At 53.0% G+C, this 23,393-nt stretch carries 23 protein-coding genes; 6 read left to right on the forward strand and 17 right to left on the reverse strand.

Annotated features, from left to right (window positions below; all coding sequences use genetic code 11):
* Positions 1-93: 93 nt before the first annotated feature.
* A complete protein-coding gene (locus RB298_RS30455; protein WP_096772981.1) occupies positions 94-525 on the reverse strand; it encodes a zinc ribbon domain-containing protein in 432 nt (143 codons plus the stop codon).
* A gap of 47 nt (positions 526-572) precedes the next feature.
* On the reverse strand, positions 573-1,202 hold the full coding sequence (locus tag RB298_RS30460) for a stalk domain-containing protein (RefSeq protein WP_486050089.1): 630 nt from the start codon (positions 1,200-1,202) through the stop codon (positions 573-575).
* 217 nt (positions 1,203-1,419) lie between these two features.
* On the opposite strand from RB298_RS30460, the gene RB298_RS30465 reads away from it, so the two are divergent.
* The 5 genes from RB298_RS30465 to RB298_RS30485 all read left to right on the forward strand — a co-directional run bounded on the left by RB298_RS30465 (position 1,420) and on the right by RB298_RS30485 (position 4,961).
* Entirely contained in the window at positions 1,420-1,611 is a 192-nt protein-coding gene (locus RB298_RS30465; RefSeq protein WP_096772979.1) for a hypothetical protein, read from the forward strand.
* Between the two features lie 141 nt (positions 1,612-1,752).
* On the forward strand, positions 1,753-2,097 hold the full coding sequence (locus tag RB298_RS30470) for a hypothetical protein (RefSeq protein WP_015734106.1): 345 nt from the start codon (positions 1,753-1,755) through the stop codon (positions 2,095-2,097).
* Between the two features lie 237 nt (positions 2,098-2,334).
* Entirely contained in the window at positions 2,335-2,826 is a 492-nt protein-coding gene (locus RB298_RS30475; protein ID WP_009591954.1) for a cation:proton antiporter regulatory subunit, read from the forward strand.
* Between the two features lie 3 nt (positions 2,827-2,829).
* Positions 2,830-4,074 (forward strand): cation:proton antiporter, encoded by a 1,245-nt coding sequence (locus RB298_RS30480; RefSeq protein ID WP_096772978.1) that lies wholly within the window; start codon positions 2,830-2,832, stop codon positions 4,072-4,074.
* Between the two features lie 17 nt (positions 4,075-4,091).
* Positions 4,092-4,961: a YitT family protein gene (locus RB298_RS30485; protein ID WP_486050155.1), complete on the forward strand. Its 870-nt coding sequence runs from the start codon at positions 4,092-4,094 to the stop codon at positions 4,959-4,961.
* 181 nt (positions 4,962-5,142) lie between these two features.
* On the opposite strand, the gene RB298_RS30490 is transcribed toward RB298_RS30485, so the two are convergent.
* The 5 genes from RB298_RS30490 to arfA form a co-directional block, all read right to left on the reverse strand.
* Complete coding sequence (locus tag RB298_RS30490; RefSeq protein ID WP_009591958.1) at positions 5,143-5,358, reverse strand: DUF2905 domain-containing protein; 216 nt, start codon at positions 5,356-5,358, stop codon at positions 5,143-5,145.
* Positions 5,359-5,458: 100 nt separating this feature from the next.
* Positions 5,459-6,292 carry a carbohydrate ABC transporter permease gene (locus RB298_RS30495; RefSeq protein WP_015734103.1) on the reverse strand — a complete coding sequence of 278 codons (834 nt, stop codon included), beginning with the start codon at positions 6,290-6,292 and terminating at the stop codon, positions 5,459-5,461.
* 2 nt (positions 6,293-6,294) lie between these two features.
* Positions 6,295-7,188, reverse strand: coding sequence for a carbohydrate ABC transporter permease (locus RB298_RS30500; RefSeq protein ID WP_036666213.1), 894 nt, complete (start codon positions 7,186-7,188; stop codon positions 6,295-6,297).
* 78 nt (positions 7,189-7,266) lie between these two features.
* On the reverse strand, positions 7,267-8,595 hold the full coding sequence (locus RB298_RS30505; protein ID WP_015734101.1) for an ABC transporter substrate-binding protein: 1,329 nt from the start codon (positions 8,593-8,595) through the stop codon (positions 7,267-7,269).
* 161 nt (positions 8,596-8,756) lie between these two features.
* Entirely contained in the window at positions 8,757-10,256 is a 1,500-nt protein-coding gene (arfA, locus tag RB298_RS30510; RefSeq protein ID WP_486050156.1) for an arabinosylfuranosidase ArfA, read from the reverse strand.
* A gap of 409 nt (positions 10,257-10,665) precedes the next feature.
* On the opposite strand from arfA, the gene RB298_RS30515 reads away from it, so the two are divergent.
* Positions 10,666-11,583 carry an ArsR/SmtB family transcription factor gene (locus tag RB298_RS30515; protein ID WP_486050093.1) on the forward strand — a complete coding sequence of 306 codons (918 nt, stop codon included), beginning with the start codon at positions 10,666-10,668 and terminating at the stop codon, positions 11,581-11,583.
* Between the two features lie 140 nt (positions 11,584-11,723).
* Here the strand turns inward: RB298_RS30515 and RB298_RS30520 are convergent, their stop codons facing one another.
* From RB298_RS30520 to urtA, 10 genes are all read right to left on the reverse strand, one after another.
* Positions 11,724-12,929, reverse strand: a complete 1,206-nt coding sequence (locus RB298_RS30520) for a sn-glycerol-1-phosphate dehydrogenase (RefSeq protein WP_096772975.1) — start codon at positions 12,927-12,929, stop codon at positions 11,724-11,726.
* Positions 12,930-13,061: 132 nt separating this feature from the next.
* Positions 13,062-14,732, reverse strand: a complete 1,671-nt coding sequence (locus RB298_RS30525; protein WP_096772974.1) for a ribulokinase — start codon at positions 14,730-14,732, stop codon at positions 13,062-13,064.
* Positions 14,733-14,777: 45 nt separating this feature from the next.
* Positions 14,778-15,467: an L-ribulose-5-phosphate 4-epimerase gene (araD, locus tag RB298_RS30530; protein ID WP_096772973.1), complete on the reverse strand. Its 690-nt coding sequence runs from the start codon at positions 15,465-15,467 to the stop codon at positions 14,778-14,780.
* 93 nt (positions 15,468-15,560) lie between these two features.
* Positions 15,561-16,649 (reverse strand): substrate-binding domain-containing protein, encoded by a 1,089-nt coding sequence (locus RB298_RS30535; RefSeq protein WP_486050158.1) that lies wholly within the window; start codon positions 16,647-16,649, stop codon positions 15,561-15,563.
* A 101-nt stretch (positions 16,650-16,750) separates the two neighbouring features.
* Positions 16,751-18,238, reverse strand: a complete 1,488-nt coding sequence (araA, locus tag RB298_RS30540; protein WP_277748326.1) for an L-arabinose isomerase — start codon at positions 18,236-18,238, stop codon at positions 16,751-16,753.
* 253 nt (positions 18,239-18,491) lie between these two features.
* On the reverse strand, positions 18,492-19,187 hold the full coding sequence (gene urtE, locus RB298_RS30545) for an urea ABC transporter ATP-binding subunit UrtE (RefSeq protein ID WP_096772970.1): 696 nt from the start codon (positions 19,185-19,187) through the stop codon (positions 18,492-18,494).
* Positions 19,165-20,004: an urea ABC transporter ATP-binding protein UrtD gene (gene urtD, locus RB298_RS30550; RefSeq protein ID WP_096772969.1), complete on the reverse strand. Its 840-nt coding sequence runs from the start codon at positions 20,002-20,004 to the stop codon at positions 19,165-19,167. The genes urtE and urtD overlap by 23 nt, the downstream gene beginning before the upstream one ends.
* Positions 19,979-21,067, reverse strand: a complete 1,089-nt coding sequence (urtC, locus tag RB298_RS30555) for an urea ABC transporter permease subunit UrtC (RefSeq protein ID WP_015734092.1) — start codon at positions 21,065-21,067, stop codon at positions 19,979-19,981. Before urtC ends, urtD begins: the two co-directional genes overlap by 26 nt.
* Before the next feature lie 15 nt (positions 21,068-21,082).
* On the reverse strand, positions 21,083-21,988 hold the full coding sequence (urtB, locus tag RB298_RS30560; protein WP_015734091.1) for an urea ABC transporter permease subunit UrtB: 906 nt from the start codon (positions 21,986-21,988) through the stop codon (positions 21,083-21,085).
* A 57-nt stretch (positions 21,989-22,045) separates the two neighbouring features.
* The gene (gene urtA / locus RB298_RS30565; RefSeq protein WP_486050097.1) at positions 22,046-23,305 is read right to left on the reverse strand and encodes an urea ABC transporter substrate-binding protein; all 1,260 of its coding nucleotides are present in this window, start codon (positions 23,303-23,305) and stop codon (positions 22,046-22,048) included.
* Positions 23,306-23,393 lie beyond the last annotated feature (88 nt).

The following is a 23,393-nucleotide window of genomic DNA, read 5'->3' on the forward strand; positions in this document are numbered from 1 at the left end:
TCAAGCGCTGCTTCCTTCACCCCGGACAAAAAGAAAAAGCCGACCCTGGTCATTCCCGAACCAGGGTACGGCTATTCATGAAGCAAACAGCTTCTATTTCGGCTCCTCTTGGTCGCCGCCATCCTCCAGCAGCGGAACCTCTTTGCGCTGCTCTTCCGTTTGAACTTGAATCACTTCGAACGTACGGCCGCAGTGGGCGCAAAATTTGGCGTTCATGGCTGAACTGTTCCCGCACCCCCGGCATATTTTCTCATCCGTAAGGTTGGCAATCTGGAGCAGATTTTGCTCGATTTCGAAATTCAATTGATGAATCTTGGCCACGTAGCTTTGGATGCTCTCCTGATCAGGCGGCCACTTCCCTGCTTCGGTTGAAGCGAATACAACCTTGCCGATTTCCAGGAGCTGTTCGTCGATATCGCTTTTTTTGCCGTTGTTCTGCAGCTTTAAGCGATTGATCTCTACCAGCGTTTTCGCTTTGTTTCCGGCGTCCGATACACCGGCTTTAAATTTATCAAAAAAACTCAAAGCAAACTCTTCCCCTCTCTGTTCGCAAAATGGAACCCGTGTTTATTCTATTCCTTAAACGATATTCTCAGAATTTTATCATGCTCGGTATAGTTCACGCCAGCGCCCAGCCCCCGTGCGAACACCTGAATGGGAACATACGTCACGCCGTCCATCACTTTGGGAGCGACCGCAACGGTTTCCGATTTGCCATTATAGAAAACGGTTTTGCTTCCGATCGTGAGCGTGATTTTATGATTGCCTCTCTGCACGCCGATGCTGGCCGCATCGCGATTCCAGTTGACCTTAGCCCCCATGCCCTCCGCAATTTCTCGCAGCGGCACCAGGTTGATGTTGTTGTACACCAATGGCTCGCTATCAAATTTTACCACGCTGCCGTTGACGTAAACCTTAAGGCCGGACTTAGCATAAGCCGGAGTCGCGGGCTTCGGCGCTGCAGGCTTAGCTGTGCTCTTTTGCGATGATTTCGACTTAGGCGCGGATGGGGACGACTTGCTTCCGGAAGAGCTCCCACCGCCGTTATGATAATGATACTCGCCATATGACAGACCCCAGCGTTCGCAATTGGTTCGGCAGGTATGCCCTCCGTTGGCATCCGTTCGTCCCGGATGCGCAGATACGACAGAGCCGGATACAAGCAATAAAGCAAGGGTGCAGCCTATCCATTTTTTCTTCATGCCTAAATAACCCCCTGGTATAATATTCCTCTACTATTCTAGCATATTCTTATATAGCTGATTGATATATAGGGTTACATTATATAGAAGGTGAATTGTTATGAATTGTTACCAGGCCGACGTTCCTGCATTGTTTCACTTTCATCTCCCGCGTTTATTCGTTACATATAACAGATCCTTTTGTGCCACAATATTGCCAGAAAGGAATGAGAGCCCAATGAGCAAACAGAAACCTGAATTTGACGGTCAATTCCCCGGCGTGGACCCGATCCCCGAGCCCGACCGGCCGGATCAGGCCGCAACCGATAAACTCGACGATCTTGTCCTCGGCGTTTTGGAAGATAAGGATCAAGCGAAAGCCGATATCGGGCCCGATACGGAAAACTATGATAAGCTTCGCAAAAAATAGAAGAAGCATCGCTTCTATATAATGTAAAAAATTGAATCGATCTGTAAAAGTGTTCAAAAATAATTTATCGTTCTCATTTTGAGAACGATTATTTTTATGTTATGATTAACATAGAAGCTTGGGACGAAGGGGGGAGTAACCGTGAACTGTTTCTTAAAAACGGCAAGAATTGCATGGATGCTGGTGCTTGTTCTGGTTACGGCATTTGCCCTATACATTCCCGTCCAGGAGTATTACAGCAACGAAACCCAAGATGAGCGGTATGTTTACAAGCATGACCATCATCTGAAAGCGGCTGTTCTGAAACACTCTCAAATTCTCTCCAAACTTAAGGCAGCCGGCAATACCATAGCGCTGTTCTTATTGATGTCGGCCATTGTGATGCAGCAGGCTCCCAAAACACGTCTGCCCTATCGGCCGATTATTCCGCTTCGACTCCGGCTTTTAGTATTATTCCCCATTAAATACACATCGAAGTTCGTCTAGTCCTCCACACTTTTTCGCATTCCAACTGACTGCGGTTTCTTAAATTTGCCAATTTTTCTTTTCCCATGCAACAACATAAACAGCCTGTGCGGATTGACCTGTGCATCAGGGTTTATTAAAGACTGTGCAATTTCATCGTGAATGGATTGTTTTATTTGGCTGCGTGTATTTTTGATATCCGTGTGATCGGTGTGCAAAACAACTAAAAAGTGTATTTTCTTAGGAGGACTCTAATCTATGCATGTTCGCGAAACAGATTTGCCTGGAATCGGTAAGAAATTCGTAATTGATACCCGCGGTGGCGATAAACTGGTCATCATCATTCATGACGACGGCCGCCGTGAAATGTACCATTATGAATACGACGATCCGGACGAAAGCATCTCCATGATTTCCCTGGACGATGACGAGGCCCGTCAAATTGCGGCCATCGTCGGCGGTCTCACGTATAAACCGAAGGCGCTCGAAACGATCGACATGGCGCTGGATGAATTGATCATCGAGTGGTACCGCATCGAGCCCCACTATTACGGGGCAGGTAAATCGATTGGCGATCTGGGCGTACGCCAAGCCTCAGGCGCAACCATCATTGCAAGAGTTGACAAAAACAGCAAACAAATCAATCCCGGGCCTGACGTTATCATTACACCGGATTCGACGCTCGTCGTCGTGGGTGAACGTCAACAACAGCGGCTATTTAAACAAATCTTGATGAACGGACGTGGTTGATGAATGGATCATTTGGTTTTAGAAGTAGGATTGGCGATTGCCTTGATCGCCCTGGCGGGGTTGCTATCAGCTAAACTCCGGTTTTCCGTCGTCCCTTTCTATATTCTGGTGGGGATGGCGGTTGGGCCTCATGCTTTTCATTTTGGATCTTTCGATTTTCGTTTTATAGAAAGTGCTCCGCTCATCGACTTTATGGGGCGGATCGGCGTACTCTTCCTTCTGTTCTATCTCGGACTCGAGTTCTCGGTCGGCCGATTGATCAAATCGGGCAAGTCCATCGTTGTAGGTGGCAGCATCTACATTGCCATTAACTTTACGCTTGGACTGATGATCGGGATCTTTGCCGGATTTCCCTTGGCGGAGACGCTCATTGTCGCAGGCATAACGACCATCTCCTCGAGCGCTATCGTAGCCAAGGTGCTGGTCGACTTGAGAAGAACGGCGAATCCGGAGACCGAGATGATCCTCGGGATCATCATGTTTGAGGACGTATTCCTCGCTGTATATATCTCGATTCTTTCCGGACTCGTATTGAGCGGCTCCTCGTCGCTGGGCGGCGTCCTGATATCTGCCGTAATCGCTCTTGGATTTATGCTGCTAGTCATTATTATCGGGCGTAAAGCCGTACCGCTTCTGAATAAAGCATTGAATATACGGTCTAACGAATTGTTTGCCTTGGTCGTATTCGGCGCGTTGTTCCTGCTCGCAGGATTCGCTGAAACGATTCATGTTGCCGAGGCCATCGGCGCGCTGCTCGTCGGGCTTGTTCTGGCCGAGACCGAGCATCGTGAACGCATTGAGCATTTGATATTACCATTCCGCGATTTCTTTGGAGCCATATTCTTCTTTAGCTTCGGTTTAACGATAGTACCGTCCGAGCTTGGCGGAGCTGTGTGGTTATCGCTGATCGCCGTGATCATCACGCTTCTTGGCAACTTCATTGCAGGCATGCTTGCTGGCCGCAGCGCCGGATTGTCTTCGAAAGCATCCTCCAATATCGGTCTGACGATTGTATCCCGCGGGGAGTTTTCCATCATTCTCGCCAATATGGGGAAAGCCGGCGGGCTTGCAACCTTCATTCAACCGTTCGCTGCCCTGTATGTACTGATACTCGCCATACTCGGACCACTGCTGACCAAGGAGTCCAAGCACGTCTATAACTTCTTGAACAAAATATTTAAATTTAAAGATCATAAGGAGAAGAAACCGGTTAAACCGAAGCTAAAGGATGAAAGTGCCAGCGGATAAAGGAGGGTACATTGCCTATGGTTCAAGCCCCGGTTCGGACAACGAACGGTGCACAAGAGGCCGCAAGCAAGGCAAGTACACGAAGAAGACTGAGCATGGCTGCCATCGGAGGCCTGATCGCAGCTTTCGGTTTGGATTTATTTCTTGTTCCTAGCGGAATCATCGCGGGCGGCGTAACGGGAATCTCTGCGCTCGCTTCGCATCTGACGGGACTTCATACGGGCATGTTTTTGTTTGCATTAAATCTGCCCTTGCTTCTGCTGGCCTATCGCCGGTCGAACCGGGAAAAAGCCGTCATCGCAACCGTCGGGCTGCTTACGTTTTCCGTATGCTCGATCCTGTTCTTTCCGATCCCCGCTCTCATCGACAGCAAGATCGGGAGCGCAGGCATCGGCGGCATTTTCCTCGGTCTCGGCATCGGCATCGGCCTTCGTTACGGCGTCGTCCTGGATACGCTCCAGATGCCGAAGATCCCCCAGCAGCTATCGCAGCTGCTGACCCGGCTGAAGCTGCCCTACGTCCATATCATGATCAATCTGTTGGTACTGACTTTGGCGGGGCTCCTCCTCGGCTGGGAACGGGCGATGTATTCCGCCATCGCGTGCCTGATGGCACTGGAGACAGGGCGCGTTACGACTTCAAGCCTTCCGCTTAAACGGGAGGTACGGATTCTAAGCATCAGCGAAGCGGAAATCCGGCACACCATGAAAGCCATCATGGGGTATGATCCCCTATCGGCACATGCCAAGGGTGAAGGCGCGAACCACGGTGACGCCCCCCATTCGCAGCAGCTGGTCTACCGGGTTCACATTCTGGAAATGCCCAGGTTCAAATCCATCGTGTTTAGCCTGGATCCGAATGCCGAAATCACCATCATCCAAAAATAAAACGGCTGTTCCACGTAAACAGGCCGGTTAAGGGTTTCCCCTAACCGGCCTGTTTTTTTAGATATCAGAAAGTATAAACTCCGAAGCTTAGGCCTTCCTGATATCGCAAGAAAAACATCCCCTAACCGCGGTCTGTCTTCTGAGAAAGTACGTCGATGACGTTTTTCTTATGAAATCCCGACTACTTGCGAAACTGCTGGATCAGAAACAGAATCAACGAACCCACCACGCTGATGACGAGGCAGGTTACGATCGGAAAATAAATTTTGACATTGGGTTTATCCACGACGATGTCGCCCGGCAGCCGGCCGACGAATCGGCCGATGACAGGCCACAGCAGCCCGATCACGATCAGAGCGCCGCCAATCCATAGTAGAGCCTTTGTTACAGGATGCACGATATGTCACCTCATTCATCAGAATACGCAGGTTTCCTTGTATCATAATGGATTTGAGGTGCCGACAGCAAGGGCAGGACCGGTCATACCGACCGAACGATCAGCCTTTCACCGCCCCCGCCGTCATCCCGTCAATGAAATATTTCTGGAAGGCCATGAACAAGATGAAAATCGGGATGATCGAGAAAAAGGAGCCGACAATCAATAAATCATAGTTGTTCCCGTAAGGAGTCAACAGCGTCTTCAACCCGATCGGAAGCGTGTACTTGCGATCATCGCTGAGCACCATGAACGGCCATAGGAAATTGTTCCAGCTGTTCATGCCGTTCAGAATCGCCATGGCTGCAAAGGACGGCTTCATCACGGGCAGGATCAGCCGAACATAGATCCCGTATTCGCTGGCCCCGTCGACCCGACCTGCCGCAATCATTTCTTTTGGAACCCCTCTTAAATACTGCCTGAAGAAGAAAATCGTGGCCGCGCTTGCGATCCCCGGCAGCACAATCGCCGAGTACGTATTCATGAGGCCCAGATTGTACGTCAGGGAGTATAGCGGAAGAAGAAGAATTTCAAAAGGAACCATCATAATCAAAAGCACGCAGATAAACAAGAAGTTCTTGCCGATGAAATCATAGGCTGCAAACCCATAGGCAACGGTTGCGCTGACCAGCAGGGTTAACGTAACCTGCACCACCGTGAGGAGCAAGGAGTTAAAAAACCACATGAAGTAGGAGTGATCGCCCGTAAACAGGTAGGCGAAATTGTCCAGGCTCATCACCGACAGATCAAATTTCAAATTCAGGCCATACCGGATCAAATCCTCGCCGGGTTTAAAGGAAGCGATGGTGACGGCATAAAAAGGCACCAGGATCAGAAAGCACAGTATGGAGAACAAGATCAAGAGGATTATTTTGACCAGCGTTTCTCTTCTCATCCTCAATCCTCCTTCTTGAACATGCCGGAGAGCTTCAGCTGCGTCAGGTTAATGATCATGGTGATTGCCAGCAGCACGATCCCTACAGCGGCGGCATAACCCAAATTGTTCTTCTCGATGCCTTGACGGTACAGGTAACCGACGATCGTGAGGCCGATATTCTTTGGAGAGTTGTTGCCGTTCCAGAGCATCATGCTTTCGATAAACATGGCAAGCCCCGCATAAATGCTGATCGTTAACACATAAATCGTGGTCGGCTTCAACAAAGGCATCGTGATTTTGGTAAACTTCTGGAAGGCCGAGGCACCGTCGATGGATGCCGCCTCGTAATATTCACCCGGAATGTTCTTGAGTCCCGATAAAAAATATAGCATATTGACCCCCGTCCACCGCCAAGTGGCGAGAGCCACCAGCGCGATAAAGCCGGTGACCTGTCCCTTCAGAAACTTCACCGGATCGATCCCGAACCACCCCAGGATGCTGTTGATCAGGGATCCTTCCATCTCGCCGAACATGAGCCGGAAGATGGTGCCTGCCACAACGACCGACGTCAGTGCAGGGAAGAAAAAAGACGACTTGAAGAACTCCCTTCCCCACATGAACTTGTTGTTGATCAGCACCGCGAACAGCATCGGAAACGGAATCAGGATCAGGAGCGTCAACACCATGTAAATCGCGCTGTTCGTGACTGCCTTCAAAAAGACGCCGTCCCCCATCAGCTTCCCGTAATTAGCCAAGCCGACCCAATCCGCTTCCTGCCCCAGCTGCGTTTTCTGAAAGCTCATGCTGAATGAGCTGCCGAGCGGAAACACCCAGAATACGAGGAATACCAGAATAAACGGCAGGACAAACACGTAAGGAGCAACCTTTTGAGAGTACAGAAATTTTTTAATCATGATTCGACTCCTTTGAATGAGAGCCGCTCACCGACGATCCATGAGCAGCTCTTCGTTTTTGTACCGTATAAGCGAACGTTATTTCAATTCCTGTTCGATTTGCTTCTGGGCGTCATTCAGGGCTTCGGTAATGTCCTTGCCGTCCTCAAAAATCTCGTTGAAGGTGGTTGTGCACAGGACGTTGTTGATGGTGGGCGATGCGGAGGTCGATTTGATTAAACGGATTTCATCCCGGATCTCATTCAGGACATCGAACGGGTTATTGACGAAATATTTCACGAACTGATTCTCGGCATTGTGCGTAACATCCTTCATATCCCAGACGTCCATATTGACCGGATCGAATCCAAGCGTGTTCCAAATTTCTTTATTGGCATCCAGGGACAGTTTGGCGAAGGCCAGAAAATCTTTTGCCAGCTGCACGTCTTTTGCCGTCTTGGTCACGACCGTGCCGGTTCCGCCGCCGCCAACCGACCGGGGCATTCCTTCTTCGATGACCGGAATCGGCGCGATGGCTATTTTTCCCGACAAATCGGACATGTAATTGGTATATCTGGACATTTGCCATAACGGCATGAAAGCCGTGGCATAATTTCCTGCATTAAACTCGCCGTAGGCCTCTTCGGTATCAGGCTGACCGCCGGCGATGGTCGCGATGACATTGCTGTCCTGCAGATCCTTGAGCAGCGTCATGGCCTTCACCATCGGCTCCGAATTCACGATCGGATTGCCGGAATCGTCCGTCAGATCCGCGCCTTGCTGAGCGAGCAGCATGGAAGCTTGCCAAGCTGCGCTTGTATCGGCCGTCCCCATATACTTGCCGGTTTTTTCATACACCTGGATACCGGCCTGCTTGAAATCCTCCCAAGTCACGATATCCTGATAATTGACCCCGGCCTCCTCCAAAATCTCGGTATTATAGAAGGCGACGGAAGCTCCGACATGGGTCGGGATGCCGTAATTCACATCCTCCTTGCTGTAAAGGTCGATACGGGATTTCACGATGGTATCCCGGTATGGATCAATGACGTCGTTGAGCGGTTCAAGCTGCGGCGTGCCGGCAAGGAAATCCGGAAATTTCCCAAGCTCGATATCCGCAATGTCGGGGGCACCCGTCCCCGATTGAACCGCGATGGATAATTTGTTATGCATGTCGTCATAAGGCATGACCGTTACGTTCAGCTTGATCTGGCGATCGGGGTTCTCCGTGTTCCATTTGCCCAGCATTTTCTCGAAGTGCTGGCCGTGCAGCTCAACAAACGTCCAATACGACAGCTCCGTAGCGCTTTCTCCCGCCCCCCCGTCCAGGACCGAGGTTTCGCCGCCGGCATTGTTCGATTTGCCGCATCCCCACAGGAAGAGCGTCATACATAACACCATGAATACAATCATCCATCTTTTCATCATCTTACTGGACCTCCCTTAATTTTCGTTCATACAAACCTACACTTCGAACATCGGTACTTCTGCTATTCCTCAGAAATAAAGCGTTTTCATATTGTGTGTAATTTGATATGAGTGTTTGGGAGACGGGGCAGCCCACATCGAGGACCGCCCCCTTGCTGTTATTAGGCTTTTTTCAAGCGGATGACGTTCCATGATGCCTTGGCAAGCCTTGCGTTAACCATACCGTTATCGAGTTTCGCGCCCCCCTGATGATGAGGCTTTACTTTTTCCTCGGATGCGGTGTTCACCGCTTTCAGATCCTCATGCTCCAGCACGATATGCTCCAACAGCCGGTAACCTTCAAAACTGCGAACATCGCATTCGAGCTCCAAGGCTTCCTCCAGATGGCGGTTCACGGCAAAAATCGTAATTTCTTCATCCGCTTCGTTATGAACGACCGCGCTGTCCAGATAAGGAACGTCGGTAAAGTCCTTGGAATCGTATTTCGGCGAGTCGACGATCGGCAGCAGGGATACGCCCCGGCCAAATTTGGATGCATGAAGATACGGATAAAAGATCGTCTGCTTCCAAGATCGTCCGCCGTTCTCGGTCATGATCGGAGCGATCACGTTCACGAGCTGTGCCAGGCAAGCCATCTTGACCCGGTCCGCATGGCGCAGGAACGTGATCAGCATGCTGCCCACAAGAATCGCATCCTCGAAGTTGTACACATCCTCCAGCTGAGGGGGAGCGATGCTCCATGGATCAATCTGCCTGTCGGCGTCATTGGAATGATACCAGACATTCCACTCATCGAAACTCAGATACATCGTCTTTTTGCTGCGTTTCTTGGCCTTGATGTAATCGCAGGTGGATTTCACCGTATGAATAAAGTGGTCCATATCGAGCGTAAGTGCCAGGTAATTGGCGGTATCGTTATTACGGTTGCCGTAATATTGATGCAGGGATATGTAATCGACCGCCTCATACGTATGATCCAGCGTTACGGCTTCCCATTCAGGGAATGTCGGCATGCCCGTGCTCGAGCTTCCGCAGGAAACCAGCTCAATGGTCGGGTCGACGAGCCGCATGGCTTTTGCCGTCTCGAGCGCAAGCCGGCCGTACTCTTCGGACGTTTTGTGTCCGATCTGCCAAGGTCCGTCCATCTCGTTGCCGAGGCACCAGGTCTTGATCTTGTGCGGCTGTTCAAAACCATGGCGGCGGCGCAGGTCGCTCCAATACGTGCCTCCCGGATGGTTGGTGTATTCCAGCAAGTTTCTGGCGGCATCGATCCCCCGCGTCCCCAGATTCACGGCCATCATGACATCCGAGCCTACTTCCTTGGCCCAGGATATAAACTCATTCGTGCCGACATCGTTCGGCTCCAGCGTTCTCCAAGCCAGCTCCAGCCGTTTTGGCCGTTCGGCAACAGGCCCCACGCCATCTTCCCAGTTATACCCCGAAACGAAATTCCCGCCGGGATACCTGATAATCGGGACGTCCAGCTCCTTGATCAATTCCTTTACGTCATTCCGAAAACCGTCCGCATCCGCGGTTTCATGGCCTGGCTCGTAAATCCCGCCATATACTGCGCGGCCTAGGTGTTCAATGAATGAACCATAAATGCGGTTATCAACTTGCGCGATCCGAAACGACTTATCCACGATCATTCGTGCTTTCATGTTCTCAGCTGCCAAGTTCTTCACCTTCCGTTTGATATAATTGTAAAACAATTCAAATAAAATTAATTGAATTCGTTTTCAGATCTAAAATATCATATGGTGGGGTCTCTGTAAATATACAAATATAAAATGATTTATATAAATAAAAAATAAACTTTCATGATCATAAAAACCAGCGCAATTTCTGTCGAGAATAGCCGAAATCACTTGTTTTTTGCAATCCTAATTTAATATAATCCTCAAATAAAAGCGTTTTCCGCATCGATTTTATTGTTTCACGCACAAGTTTTCTGAAGATTTTGAACGCATCTTTATTTCACGCTCATATTGATTTATAATTATTTGAAATAAACGTTTGCAAACATCCCATCCTTATAAATCCCTTAATCGGAAGAAGGTTTGAAATAAGATGATCTACATTAAAGATTTAATGAGCGGACTGGATATCTTCAAAGCGCTCAGCTCCGATATCCGCATTCAAATTTTGGAGCTGCTGGCCAAGAATCAAAGCCTGAACCTGAATGATCTCGCAAACAGGCTGAACCTCAGCAATGGCGCCATTACCATGCATATCAAGAAGCTGGAGGAAAGCGGCTTGATCGAAATCCATACCACGGGCGGGAAGCATGGCATCCAGAAGATCTGCTATCTGAATAAAGACACCTTGATGGTCGATTTGCGAAGCAAGGATATTAATAATCTGTACGAGGTGGAAATTCGGGTCGGCCATTACAGCGACTACCAAGCCATCCCGACCTGCGGACTTGCGACCAAGGACAGCATCATCGGAGATTTCGACGATCCGCGCTATTTCGCCGATCCGGAGCGCATCAATTCGGAGATTATTTGGCTGACCGAAGGTTTCCTGGAATATCGGATCCCGAATTATTTGAAATCCAACCAATCGTTCCGCGAGATCCAATTCTCCTTGGAGCTGGGGTCTGAAGCACCGGGACATTGCGATAATTACCCGTCGGATATTTTCTTTTACGTCAATGGGATCGAAATCGGCAGCTGGACAAGTCCGGGGGATTTCGGGGACAAACGCGGTACCTTCAACCCTGAATGGTGGCCACCCCACTTGAACCAATACGGCATGCTGAAGCTCATCCGAATTAATAAAGAAGGCAGCTTTATCGACGGGTGCCGCATTTCGGATGTCGGTTTGGACCAAATACAGCTCGATTACAAGAGCGAGCTTACCTTCAGGATTGCCGTTAACGAGCAGTCGGTGAATAAACGCGGCTTAACCATTTACGGCAAGCATTTCGGAAACTACAGTCAAGATCTGTTGGCCCGCGTGCTGTATGATGTGAAGGAAGGATAAGGGAACGACGCAAAAAAGGCCTCTCTATGATCATTCGATCATGTAGAGGCCTTTTTTAGCTAAAGGGAATACCTTCTATAACCTTATCAGCAAGCCCATTCTTTAGGTCGGCGGACGGACATGGCCCGCTCTCTGCTGTGCTATCTGTATGAAGTCACAGGTTGTCCTGCCCCGTCAGCCTCGTTCAGTGCCCTCAGGATGGTATGACGGTCGCGCAGCTTATGCGCCTCCCGCAGGCTCTCCCCAAACAGCTCCTCATCAATGCCAAGCTCCTCCAGGCTGGAAGGACCTCCCGCTTGCCGCAGCAGCCCGGCGATCTCCTCCTTCGAAGGAACCTTCCGAAGCCACTCCCGAACCTGCTCCCCATACGTCTCCCAAAGCTTGGGCTCGGCATAAGGATACACTCGTTGATCAGCCGCAGCATGGTAAAGGCTCGATATCTCGCTGCAGGCTACCCCTACCTTGGCGCCATGAAGCAGCGCCCGGTTGCCGCGGCGCAAGTACTCCATCTCCCAGTAATGCGACAAATGATGCTCTGCCCCTGAGGCAGGATGGGACTGCCCGAACAGCAGCATCGCGATCCCGGATTCAATCAAAGCCGTCATCAGAATGCGGATGCCTTCCTCCGTGCGCTGGCCGATGGCCTCCACGTGCTGGATGCAAGATTCCAGTGCCCGCTCCGTGATTTCTGCCACTTGGCCATCATAGGGCTCGCCGGCCGTGGTCGAGGAGAATCTCCAATCCAGCAGCGACGTATATTTGCCGAGCATATCGCCAAACCCCGCCGCTATAAGCGGTTGCGGGGCTTTCGCAAGGATATCCGGGTCGGCGAATATGGCGATCGGAGCCGTTGCAGCATAGGTCTGCTTGATCCCCCGAACCACGATCGGCGCGCCGGCCGAAGTAAAGCCGTCTACCGAAGGTGCCGTAGGTACAGAGACGAACGGCTTCCCGCACCGATGAGCGACAAAGCGGGTAATGTCATGAAGGGTACCGGATCCGGCAGCGATGAGGCATCCTGTCCGCTCTGGCTCCACCTCGATAAAAAGCTGCATCAGCGAGCGTTCATCCGCCACCACGTCGCCTAACTCATCAGGCTCGATCAAGCACAGCCGGGGTTCCAGACCTTCCGCTTCCAGCCGCTCCATCAGCGTTTGACCCGCAGCTTCATACGTATTCGCATCGGCCACCACGATCGGTGAATTGAGGCCCTGCCGTTTAAGGTACGCGGGCACAGCTGAAATAGCGCCGGGCTCCAGCTCCATCGTTTCAAGTCCGCGGAACGCCGGCCGGACTTCCCTCATTCGGCTCATTAAACCTTTTGCTTCGTTCAAATAATCCGTCATGCAGCTCCTCCCCTTTCATCCCATCCCATGTTGACGATCCAAGCATCTGGTCTATATTTGTCTCGAAGGACGTCCCGCCCTCTATATGCAGGGCGGGACGATCCTCTTCTGGTCTTGCGCTGCTCCGCCAGCCTATTCTGCCGTCTGCTTAATCCGCTTCAGCCTTTTCATGACGTCGTTTTCCCCGCGGCCGAAATAATCATGCAGCTTGCTGTATTCCTGATACAGCTGCTCATACACTTCCACATGCTCCGGTATCGGCTTGAAGGTCTCTTCCTTCACCCGTGCCATCTTTTCGGCCGCATCGATAATGGAATCATATCCGCCTTTCGCCTGACCCGCCGCCACTGCGGCGAACATCGCGGCACCAAGCGCCGGCGTCTGTTTGGAATCAGCCACATAGATTTCGCGATTGGTAACGTCCGCATAAATCTGCATCAGGAGACGGTTCTTTTGCGGCAGTCCGCCGCATGCATAGAGAGCATCCACAGCCACGCCGTTCTCATGAAAGGCGTCCACGATTTTGCGCGTGCCGAAAGCCGTCGCCTCCAGCAGGGCGCGATAGATTTCCTGCGGCTTCGTCAACAGCGTCATCCCTAACATCAACCCGGTCAGATCCGTATCCACCAGCACCGAGCGGTTGCCGTTCCACCAATCCAGCGCTAGCAGACCACTCTGGCCCGGTTTGTATGCAGCCGCTTCCCGTTCCAGCCATTGATGCACGCCGATTCCTTCCTCGGTCGCAGCCTCCTTAACGTACGCGGGAAGCGCTTCCTCAACGTACCATTCAAAAATATCGCCCACCGCCGATTGCCCGGCTTCATAACCGTATAATCCCGGAATGATGCCGTCTTCGACGACGCCGCACATCCCTTCGACCTGCTTCTCTTCCGTGCCGAGCAGCATATGGCAGATCGAGGTCCCCATGGCCATGACCAGCTTGCCCGGTGTTACGACGCCGACCGCCGGTACCGCGGCATGCGCGTCAACGTTGCCGACGGCCACGGCTATGCCAGGCGTTAAGCCCATCATTTCCGCCATCTTCTCGGTCAAGCCGCCGGCGCTGCTCCCAAGGGGACGGACCTCTCCGCGCAGCTTCGTATCGGCCAGATCCTCCAATCTGGGATCCAGCGCTTTAAAGTAATCCTTGCTTGGATATCCGTCTTGCTTATGCCATATCGCCTTGTAACCAGCCGTACAGCTGTTGCGGACAATATGGCCGGTCATTTGGGAGATGACCCAATCCGTGGCCTCCAGGAACCGATCCGCGCGTTCATAGATGGCCGGCGCCTCGTCAAGAATCTGCCAGACTTTGGCTATCATCCATTCGGATGAGATCTTCCCGCCATAACGGGGCAAAAAAGCCTCTCCGCGCTCAGCGGCGATCGCGTTGATCTTGTCTGCTTCCGGCTGGGCCGCGTGATGCTTCCACAGCTTAACCCAGCTGTGCGGCTGATCGGCCAGCTCCGGATGGAAGCAGAGCGGCTCGCCAAGCTCGTCAACCGGCAGCATGGTGCAAGCCGTAAAATCGATGCCGATGCCGATCACATCCGCCGGATCAATGCCGGATTGTTGGATGACGGCAGGCACCGATACCTGCAAAACCTCCAGATAATCCCCCGGATGCTGAAGCGCCCAGTCATGCTCCAGCCGCTTTCCGGAACCCGGCAGAAACTCATCAATAACATGGTGCCGATAAGGCGTTACATGATCCGCCACTTCCTGCCCGTTCGCCAGATTAACCAATACCGCACGTCCGGACTGCGTTCCGTAATCGACACCAATGGTGTATTTATTCCCCATCTCATTTCCTCCTACCGATGAAATCATGAATGATGAATATATGCGTTACTTTTGACCGTAATAAGCATTAACTCCATGCTTCCGCAAAAAATGGCGATCCAGCAGCGTCTGATCCATCGGTTCGGTTTCGGGATTGATCTGCTGCATCCGGGCTGCAATCTTGGCGCACTCCTCCAGCACCACCGCATTATGCACGGCATTATGGGCATCCTTGCCCCACACGAACGGCGCATGGGAATGCACAAGCACCCCGGGCACCATGTTCGGATCCAGATCCGCGAATCGTTCAACGATGACATTGCCCGTCTCCAGCTCGTAGGCCCCTTCAATTTCTTCCCGGGTCATGGGCCGCGTAACCGGAATCTCCCCGTAAAAATAGTCGGCATGCGTCGTTCCGTAAGCAGGCAGCGCGCGACCCGCCTGAGCCCAGCTCGTTCCCCATGGCGAGTGGGTGTGCACAATCCCGCCGATCTCCTTAAAGTTCTGATACAGCACCAGATGAGTCGGGGTGTCGGAGGAAGGGCGCAAATCCCCTTCAACGACATTCCCCTTCAAATCCAGCACGACCATGTCGTCCGCTTTTAAATCCTCGTACGGCACGCCGCTCGGCTTAATGACAAACAGTCCGCGTTCACGGTCGATGCCGCTGACGTTTCCCCATGTAAAGGTAACGAGCCCGTACTTCGGAAGCTCCAGATTCGCCTCAAGCACCTGCTGCTTCAAATCCTCCAACATGAACAACCGCTCCTCTCCAGCCTTGAAAATATAGTTGTACGTACAAGTTGGCAAGCAAGGGTCCGAAATATCGGACCTTAAACTCCCTATTCTCTATCGTTTGTCCACCGATTCTCTCTCCACAAGCTCCGGTTGATAAACCGTATCCTCAAACACGGTATGATGCTCGATCATGCTGATCAACTGCCTGGCCGCCATGATCCCCATCTCCGTCTTCGGGTGGGTCATCGTCGTCAGCTTCACGCCGGAAGCAACGGCTAGGGTGGAATCATCGAAACCGACCATGGACACGTCCTGCGGAATGTGCAGCCCGCATTCCCCTGCCGCCTCCGCCAAAGACACGGCCAGCTCGTCGTTATAACATACGAATCCCGTCGGCCGCTGCCCGATCGGCTGCTTCAGCAATTGGACGGCCTGTTCATAAGGGAAACGGCCCTTCTGTTCCGTTGTATACGTAACCACCCGCTCCGGCGAAACGGGGATGCCCGCCTCCCGATGCGCCCGCAAGAAGCCCTTCAGCCGGTTTACGCCCTGAAGGTCGTCCCGCTTGAAGAATCCGGCAATCGCCGAATGGCCGTTCTCGATCAAATGCCGCGTGGCCTTGTAACCGCCAAGCTCATCGTCCAGCTTAAGGCAAGGGCATTCCAGTTCCCGATACTTCTCGTTGATCATCAGAAACGGAATCCCCTTCTCCTGCAGGGACAGGAAATATGTCAGATTCGGATTGCCCTCCGCGCTCTTGGTCGGCTCGATAATCAGCCCGCTCAGCGGCTGGCTGGTCATGAGCCGAAGGCTCTCCATCTCCTTCTCCTTGTTGTTGTCGGTGCTGGAGAGCAGCAGGCGGTATCCCTTGCTGCGCAGCTCCGCCTCCGCTCCCCTGACGATATGCGGGAAAATATAATCCGAGATGTACGTCGTCATGATGCCGATCGTCTTGACCTGCTCGCTTTCCCGCCGCGCCGGATTGCGGGCAAAGGTTCCTTTGCCTTGAATCCGTTCGAGCCAGCCTTCCTTCTCCAGCTCGCCGAAGGTTTGGCGGACCGTCTGGCGGCTTACGCCGAACTGGTCCGCGATTTCATGCTCCGAAGGAACCTGTTTGCCTGCTTGAAGCCGGCCGGATTCAAACCACGAGAGCAGTTCGTTTTTTAATACAATATATTTGGGTATCCGTCTATTATTCATCATTCACCTCTAGCCTCACGTACTCATTATATTAGGATCCCCTGCAATCCTAAGCTATCTCGCTATTGTAACACAGGCTAGGCGAATGCCGACAGAACCAGTTACCGCAGACGGTATGCGGCTTCGCTCCAGCGGAGCTCGTTCTTGAAGCGCGGTATCGTTGTATCCTTGTCGATAATGACCGCTTCAATGCCGGCCATCTCCGCCCAATCGCTTAAGTGTTCGGCCGTCATGGCATAAGAGAGAACGGTATGATGCGCGCCGCCGGCCAAAATCCACGCTTCCGCAGATTCGCGAAGGGATGGCTGCGGCTTCCACAGCACGCGGGCTACCGGCAGCTTCGGCATCGGCTGCTCCACCTTGACGCCGTCCACCACATTCACCAGCAGTCTGAAGCGGTGCCCGAGATCAATCAGGGAAGCATTGACGGCAGGGCCGTCTTGGCCGTTAAACACGAGTCGTGCCGGATCCCCCTTGCCTCCAATCCCGAGCGGATGAACCTCAAGCGTGGGTTTATCCAGCGCGATGGTCGGGCATACCTCCAGCATGTGCGATCCGAGAATCATATGATTTCCCGGCTCGAAATGATAGGTGTAGTCCTCCATGAAGGAAGTGCTTTTATTGTCTGCAAGCACCTTCAACACGCGTGTCAGGGCCGCTGTTTTCCAATCGCCTTCCCCGCCGAAACCGTAACCGGACTCCATCAAGCGCTGAACGGCGAGCCCCGGGAGCTGTTTCATTCCGTGCAGATCCTCGAAGGTCGTCGTGAATGCGCCGAAGCCGCCTTCCTCGAGGAAACGGCGAAGCGCAATCTCGATCCGGGCTTGGTACGCGATCGAATCGCGCACGGGACCGTCGCTAAGCCCTTCCTTGGTAATCGAATACGACTCCGCATATTCGTTCAGGAGCGCCTTGACCTCTTCATCGCCGACTTCGTTCATGGACTGCGCAAGGTCGCCGATGCCGTAACCGTTCACGGACCAGCCAAGCTTGATTTGCGCCTCCACTTTGTCCCCTTCGGTTACCGCTACCTGACGCATATTGTCGCCGAAGCGGGCCACCTTCAGCCTGCGGCTTTCGGCATAGGCCGCGGCAGTCCGCATCCAGCCGGCAATGCTGCCGCGAACCTCCCCGTCTTCCCAGTGGCCCACGACGACCTTGCGTGCAATGCCCAGACGGGCACCGATATGGCCATACTCGCGGTCGCCGTGAGCGGACTGGTTCAGGTTCATAAAGTCCATATCAATCGTTTCCCAAGGAATGTCCCGGTTGAATTGGGTATGGAAATGAAGAAGCGGCTTCTGCAACTGGGATAGGCCCGCGATCCACATTTTGGCCGGGGAGAACGTGTGCATCCACGTCATGATGCCTGCGCAGGACTCATCGTTGTTAGCCTCAAGAATCAGGTTGTATATTTCATCGGGTGTCGTTACGATCGGCTTGAATACAATGGGGTACGTAAATACAGGATCTTTGTCAAACTCCGTTGCCACGATGCGGGAGTGCTCGGCGACCTGTTCCAGCGTTTCGGGACCATACAAGTGCTGGCTTCCGGTGACAAACCAAAAAGAATGCGGTTTCAAATTCATGATTATAACGCCTCCTGTACGAATGATTACTCACTAACTTGTACATACCTTTACATATAAATGAATGTTAATCAAATGAATGTACGTACAAGTTGAATCACTCACATTCTACCCCCGCATCTCCAAAATAGCAAGATCAAAATAAAAAAAGAGCTGCCCTATAGGTAACAACGAACCCATAGAGACAACCTCTATCATTCAAATCTCATTGACGGTCTACCTCCAAATGCGAACCAGCTTTCATGAAAACTCTTTAGACCGTCAAATAATGCTCGAACTGCTCTATATCGATGGCATCCTGCACCCCTTCGGCTACGATCGTCCCTTTATCCATGACATAGATATAATCGGCCACGCTTCGGACGAATTCGATGCTCTGCTCCACCAGAATGACCGACGTTTCTCCTTTGGCTTTGATCCCGCGGATGACGTCTTGAATTTCCTCCACGATGGAAGGCTGGATGCCTTCGGTCGGCTCGTCGAGCAGCAGCACCTTGGGCCGGGAGGCAAGCGCCCTCGCGAAAGCAAGCTGCTGCTGCTGTCCTCCGCTTAGGTCACCGCCTTGGCGGTGATACATTTGCGGCAGTACCGGAAACAAGGCTAACACATCCTCCGGGAATGCCTTCGTACGAGGCACGCATGGCTCAAGGCCGAGCAGGAGATTCTCTTTTACAGTGAGTTGAGGGAAAATCTCGCGCCCTTGCGGGACATACCCGATCCCGCCTCTTGCTCTCTTTACGGAATCCCAACCGGTAACCTCCTGCTCGCCAAGGCTCATCCGCCCCTGCCGGATTTTCAATTGCCCGGTTATCGTTCGCATCAGCGTGGTTTTCCCGACTCCGTTACGCCCAACCAGGCATACGATCCTTGCGGGGTCCACGACCATGGACACGCCGCGCAGGACGGCACTCTCCCCATAACCCGATTCAATGCCCTGCAGCTTGAGCATTCGCCTCCCTCCTTTTTCCAAGGTAAACCTCGGCCACCAGCGGATCGCGCTGAATCTCCTGCATGGACCCTTCCTTCAGCAGTTTCCCTTCATGCATGACGGTAACCTTGGCGGCAAAAGAACGTACAAACTCCATATCGTGCTCGACCACAACGACAGAGCATTCCTTAGCAATGCCTTGAAGGAGCTCGCCGGTCTTCATCGTTTCCTCGTCCGTCATTCCCGCTACCGGTTCATCCAGCAGCAGAAGCCGCGGCTTCTGAAGCAGCAGCATGCCGATCTCCAGCCACTGCTTCTCTCCATGCGACAGGGAACCTGCCCGAACATGAAGCCGATCGGGAAGTCCGATCAATTCCAGAACCTTCTTCATCTCGAACGTAGTGCATCGATTTCTCCTGACCTTCAGCGCCCGGAGCACGCTTCGGTCCGAATCGACGGTCAGCTCCAGGTTTTCCTTGACGCTCAGGTTGGGGAATATCGACGGTGCCTGGAATTTCCGGCCCACGCCGAGACCCGCGATTTCATAGTCCCGCTTCCTCGTAATCTCAAGTCCGTCGCCGAGCAGCACCCGCCCCGCCCCAGGCTTAGTCTTTCCGCAGATCACATCCAGCATCGTGGTCTTCCCTGCCCCGTTCGGGCCGATCAGAAAATGCAGCTCATGCTGGCGAAGCGCCAGATTCATGCCGTTCACCGCTACAAACCCGCCAAAGGCCACCGTTATATTTTCCGCGGACAGCACGGTGGGCGACATGCCGATGCCCCTGACCTCCCCATGTGCGGCTACCGAAACATCAGCTCTCTTTGCGTACGGCTGCATGGACAGTCCCTCCTCTTTTGGATAATGACGAAGCCGCCTTGCTCCACAACCCGGTCAATCCTTTCGGCATCAAGACCACAACAATGACAAACAAAGCGCCCAATACCAGCAGCCACCCTTCGGGATAAGCTTCGCTGATCCCGGTCTTGGCCGCGTTCAGCAGCACGGCGCCGATTATGGCGCCGATCAGCGTTCCCCTGCCGCCAAGCGCGACCCAGAGCACCATTTCAATAGACGGGACGATGCCCATCATGGACGGCGAAATAATGCCGACCTGAAGGACAAACAGCATGCCTGCTAGCCCGGCCAGCCCCCCCGATACGGCAAACGCAAAGGTTTTGTAGCGGGAAGGATCAAATCCCAGAAACCGTACCCGGTTCTCCCCATCCCTCGACGCTTCCAGCACCTGGCCCACGCGGCTGTTCACAATTCTTCTGCATAGAATATAGGCTCCTGCCAAAGCGGCCAGCGTAATAAAATACAATCCTATTTTCGTGGAGGGCGCATTCAGGTTAAATCCCAAAATGGAGCTGTAGCCCGTAAGCCCGTTCGTTCCCCCCGTCCACTCCTGCTTGCCGACAAACAGCGTAACCACGATCATGACCAGGGCCTGCGTCAGAATCGTAAAATACACGCCGACGATCCGGTTGCGGAACGTAAAGAATCCGAGTATCAACGCCAGCAGGGCCGGCAACAGCATCCCGAGTATCAAGGCCGCCGGGAACGATCGGAAAGGCTCCCAGAACCAGGGCAGGGACGCCACCCCGCTCCAACCCATAAAATCAGGCAGGGCCGAGCCGCTGGCATCCAGCTTCAGGTACATGGCCATGGCATAAGCGCCCAGCCCGAAGAACACGCCATGTCCAAGGCTCAGAATGCCGCCGTATCCCCAGATCAGGTCAAGCCCGACCGCAAGGATCGCCAAAGCCAAAAATTTCGTTAGCAATCCGAGGCGAAAAGGCGTCGTGAACAAAGGGGCCAAACACATCAGGAGCAGCACCGCGCTCCATAGAATCCGTTTCGATCGGCCGCCGGGGTTTCCTGTCAACCATTTCAGCACCATGCATTCCCCTCCTCTCTAATCCAAACTGCGCGTTCGCAGCGCGACGAGCCCGCGGGGCTTCCACTGCAGGAAAGCCACGATGCAGGCGAATACCAGCACTTTGCCGATGGATGCCGAAGTATAGGTCTCAAACAGCGTGTTGAACACGCCGATGCCCAGCGCTCCGGCAACCGTGCCGACCAGCTTTCCGACGCCGCCCAGCACCACCACCATGAAAGCATCGACGATATAATAGGTTCCGATCGACGGTCCGATCGGGCCGAGCAGCGTCAATGCGCAGCCCGCAATACCGGCGATGCCCGAGCCGATCGCAAACGTCAGTCCGTCCACGCGCCGGGTCGAAATGCCGAGACAACCGGCCATGCTTCGGTTCTGCATCACCGCCCGCATCCTACGGCCTTGAACCGTTCTGTAAATATAGAGATACATCGCCGTCAGGACGACGGCTACGAGCAATACAATGAACAGCCGCTTGTAAGGAAGGATGATGCTTGAGGTGATCGCAAGCCCGCCGTTCAGCCAGGAAGGGCTGGTTACGGCCACGTTCGGTGCGCCGAAGATGAACCTTGCGATCTGCTGCAGCATCATCCCGACGCCCCATGTGGCGAGCAGACTATCCAGCGGTCTGCCGTACAAATGGCGGATAAGCACCGTTTCAAGCAGCCAGCCGACCGCGGCGGCAACCATGAAGGATACTAACAATGCGGCGATGAAATAGGTATCGAACCACGATTTCGGCATATAAGCGGAGAACAAACCTTGGGTAACGTACGTGGAATAAGCGCCGATCATGATCAGCTCGCCATGGGCCATATTAATGACATTCATTAAGCCGAACGTTACCGCCAAACCGAGCGCGATCAATAATAATATCGAGCTGACGCTCAGTCCGTTAAACACCTGCAGGATCGTCATATCCATCCGGGGTGAACCTCCTTTCACGAAAGGCCCGCAGGCCTTTCATGCATTGATGAAGTTTTATTCGCCGCTCAAACCTTTTGCCCAATCGTATGTTTTCAGATAGGGGTCCGGTTTGACGGGTTCGCCCGAGTTCCAGAGCTCCTTGAACTGTCCGTCAGCCTGCACTTCGCCGATGCGCACCGTTTTATGAATATGCTGATTGTCGCCATCGATGGTCACTTTGCCTTCGGGGGCGGCGAACTCAATGCCTTTGGCCGCTTCCTTCACCTTATCCACGTCCGTGGTTCCCGCCTTCTCTACCGCAGCCTTCCACAAATACACCGCGGTATAACCTGCCTCGATCGGGTCGGCCGTGACCCGGTCAGCGCCGTATTTCGCTTTGTATTTATCAACAAAAGCTTTGTTTTCCGGAGTATCCGTGGACTGATAGTAGTTCCAGGCTGCCAGATGGCCCTCCAGGATATCGGCGCCGATGCCGCGGATTTCCTCCTCCGCTACGCTTACGGACAGCGTGGTCATATCCTTGGAGGTAATGCCCGCATCCTTCAGCTGCTTGAAGAAGGCCACATTACTATCGCCGTTCAGCGTGTTATAGACGATATCGGGTTTCGCATCTTTGATCTTGGCTATAATCGTGCTGAAATCGGTGTGGCCCAGCGGCGTGTATTCCTCTCCCGCCAGCTCGCCGCCCTCGGCCGTCAGCTGGGCCTTAATGATCTTGTTGGCCGTTCTTGGGAACACATAATCGGAGCCGAGCAGAAACATTTTTTTGCCGCGGTTCTCGAGCAGCCAGGACACCGAAGGCACGATTTGCTGATTGGTTGTTGCGCCCGTATAGAAAATGTTAGGTGAGGATTCCAGCCCTTCATATTGAACCGGATAAAACAAAAGACCGTGGTTTTGTTCGAAAACAGGGAGCATGGCTTTCCGGCTGGCGGAGGTCCAGCCTCCGAACACGGCGGCAACCTTATCCTGCTGCAGCAATTTGCCCGCCTTCTCCGCGAAGGTCGGCCAATCCGAGGCACCGTCCTCGATCACGGGTTCGATTGGCTTGCCGAGCACGCCGCCTGCCGCATTGATCTCTTCGATCGCAAGCATCTCGGCATCCTTAACGGACACCTCGCTGATCGCCATCGTCCCGCTAAGCGAGTGAAGAATGCCGACCTTGATCGAATCGCCTGCGGCTTCTACCGGCGGGCTTCCGTTATCCGCTCCGGCGGTTGGAGCGGTTTCCTTTTCCGTCACGCAGCCTGACATTAAAATGGCGCATAATACAAACGAGGCCCATCCTTTAACGATTACGCTTTGTTTTTTCATTGGCTCCCCACTCCCTTTTTCCGTTTCCGAACATTCCGTCTATAACCTCTCTACTCTGTTCGTTATTCCACATTATAGTTGCCTTATA

It is taken from the genome of Priestia sp. BR_2 (assembly GCF_041954005.1).
Lineage (GTDB): Bacteria > Bacillota > Bacilli > Paenibacillales > Paenibacillaceae > Paenibacillus_AQ > Paenibacillus_AQ lautus_A.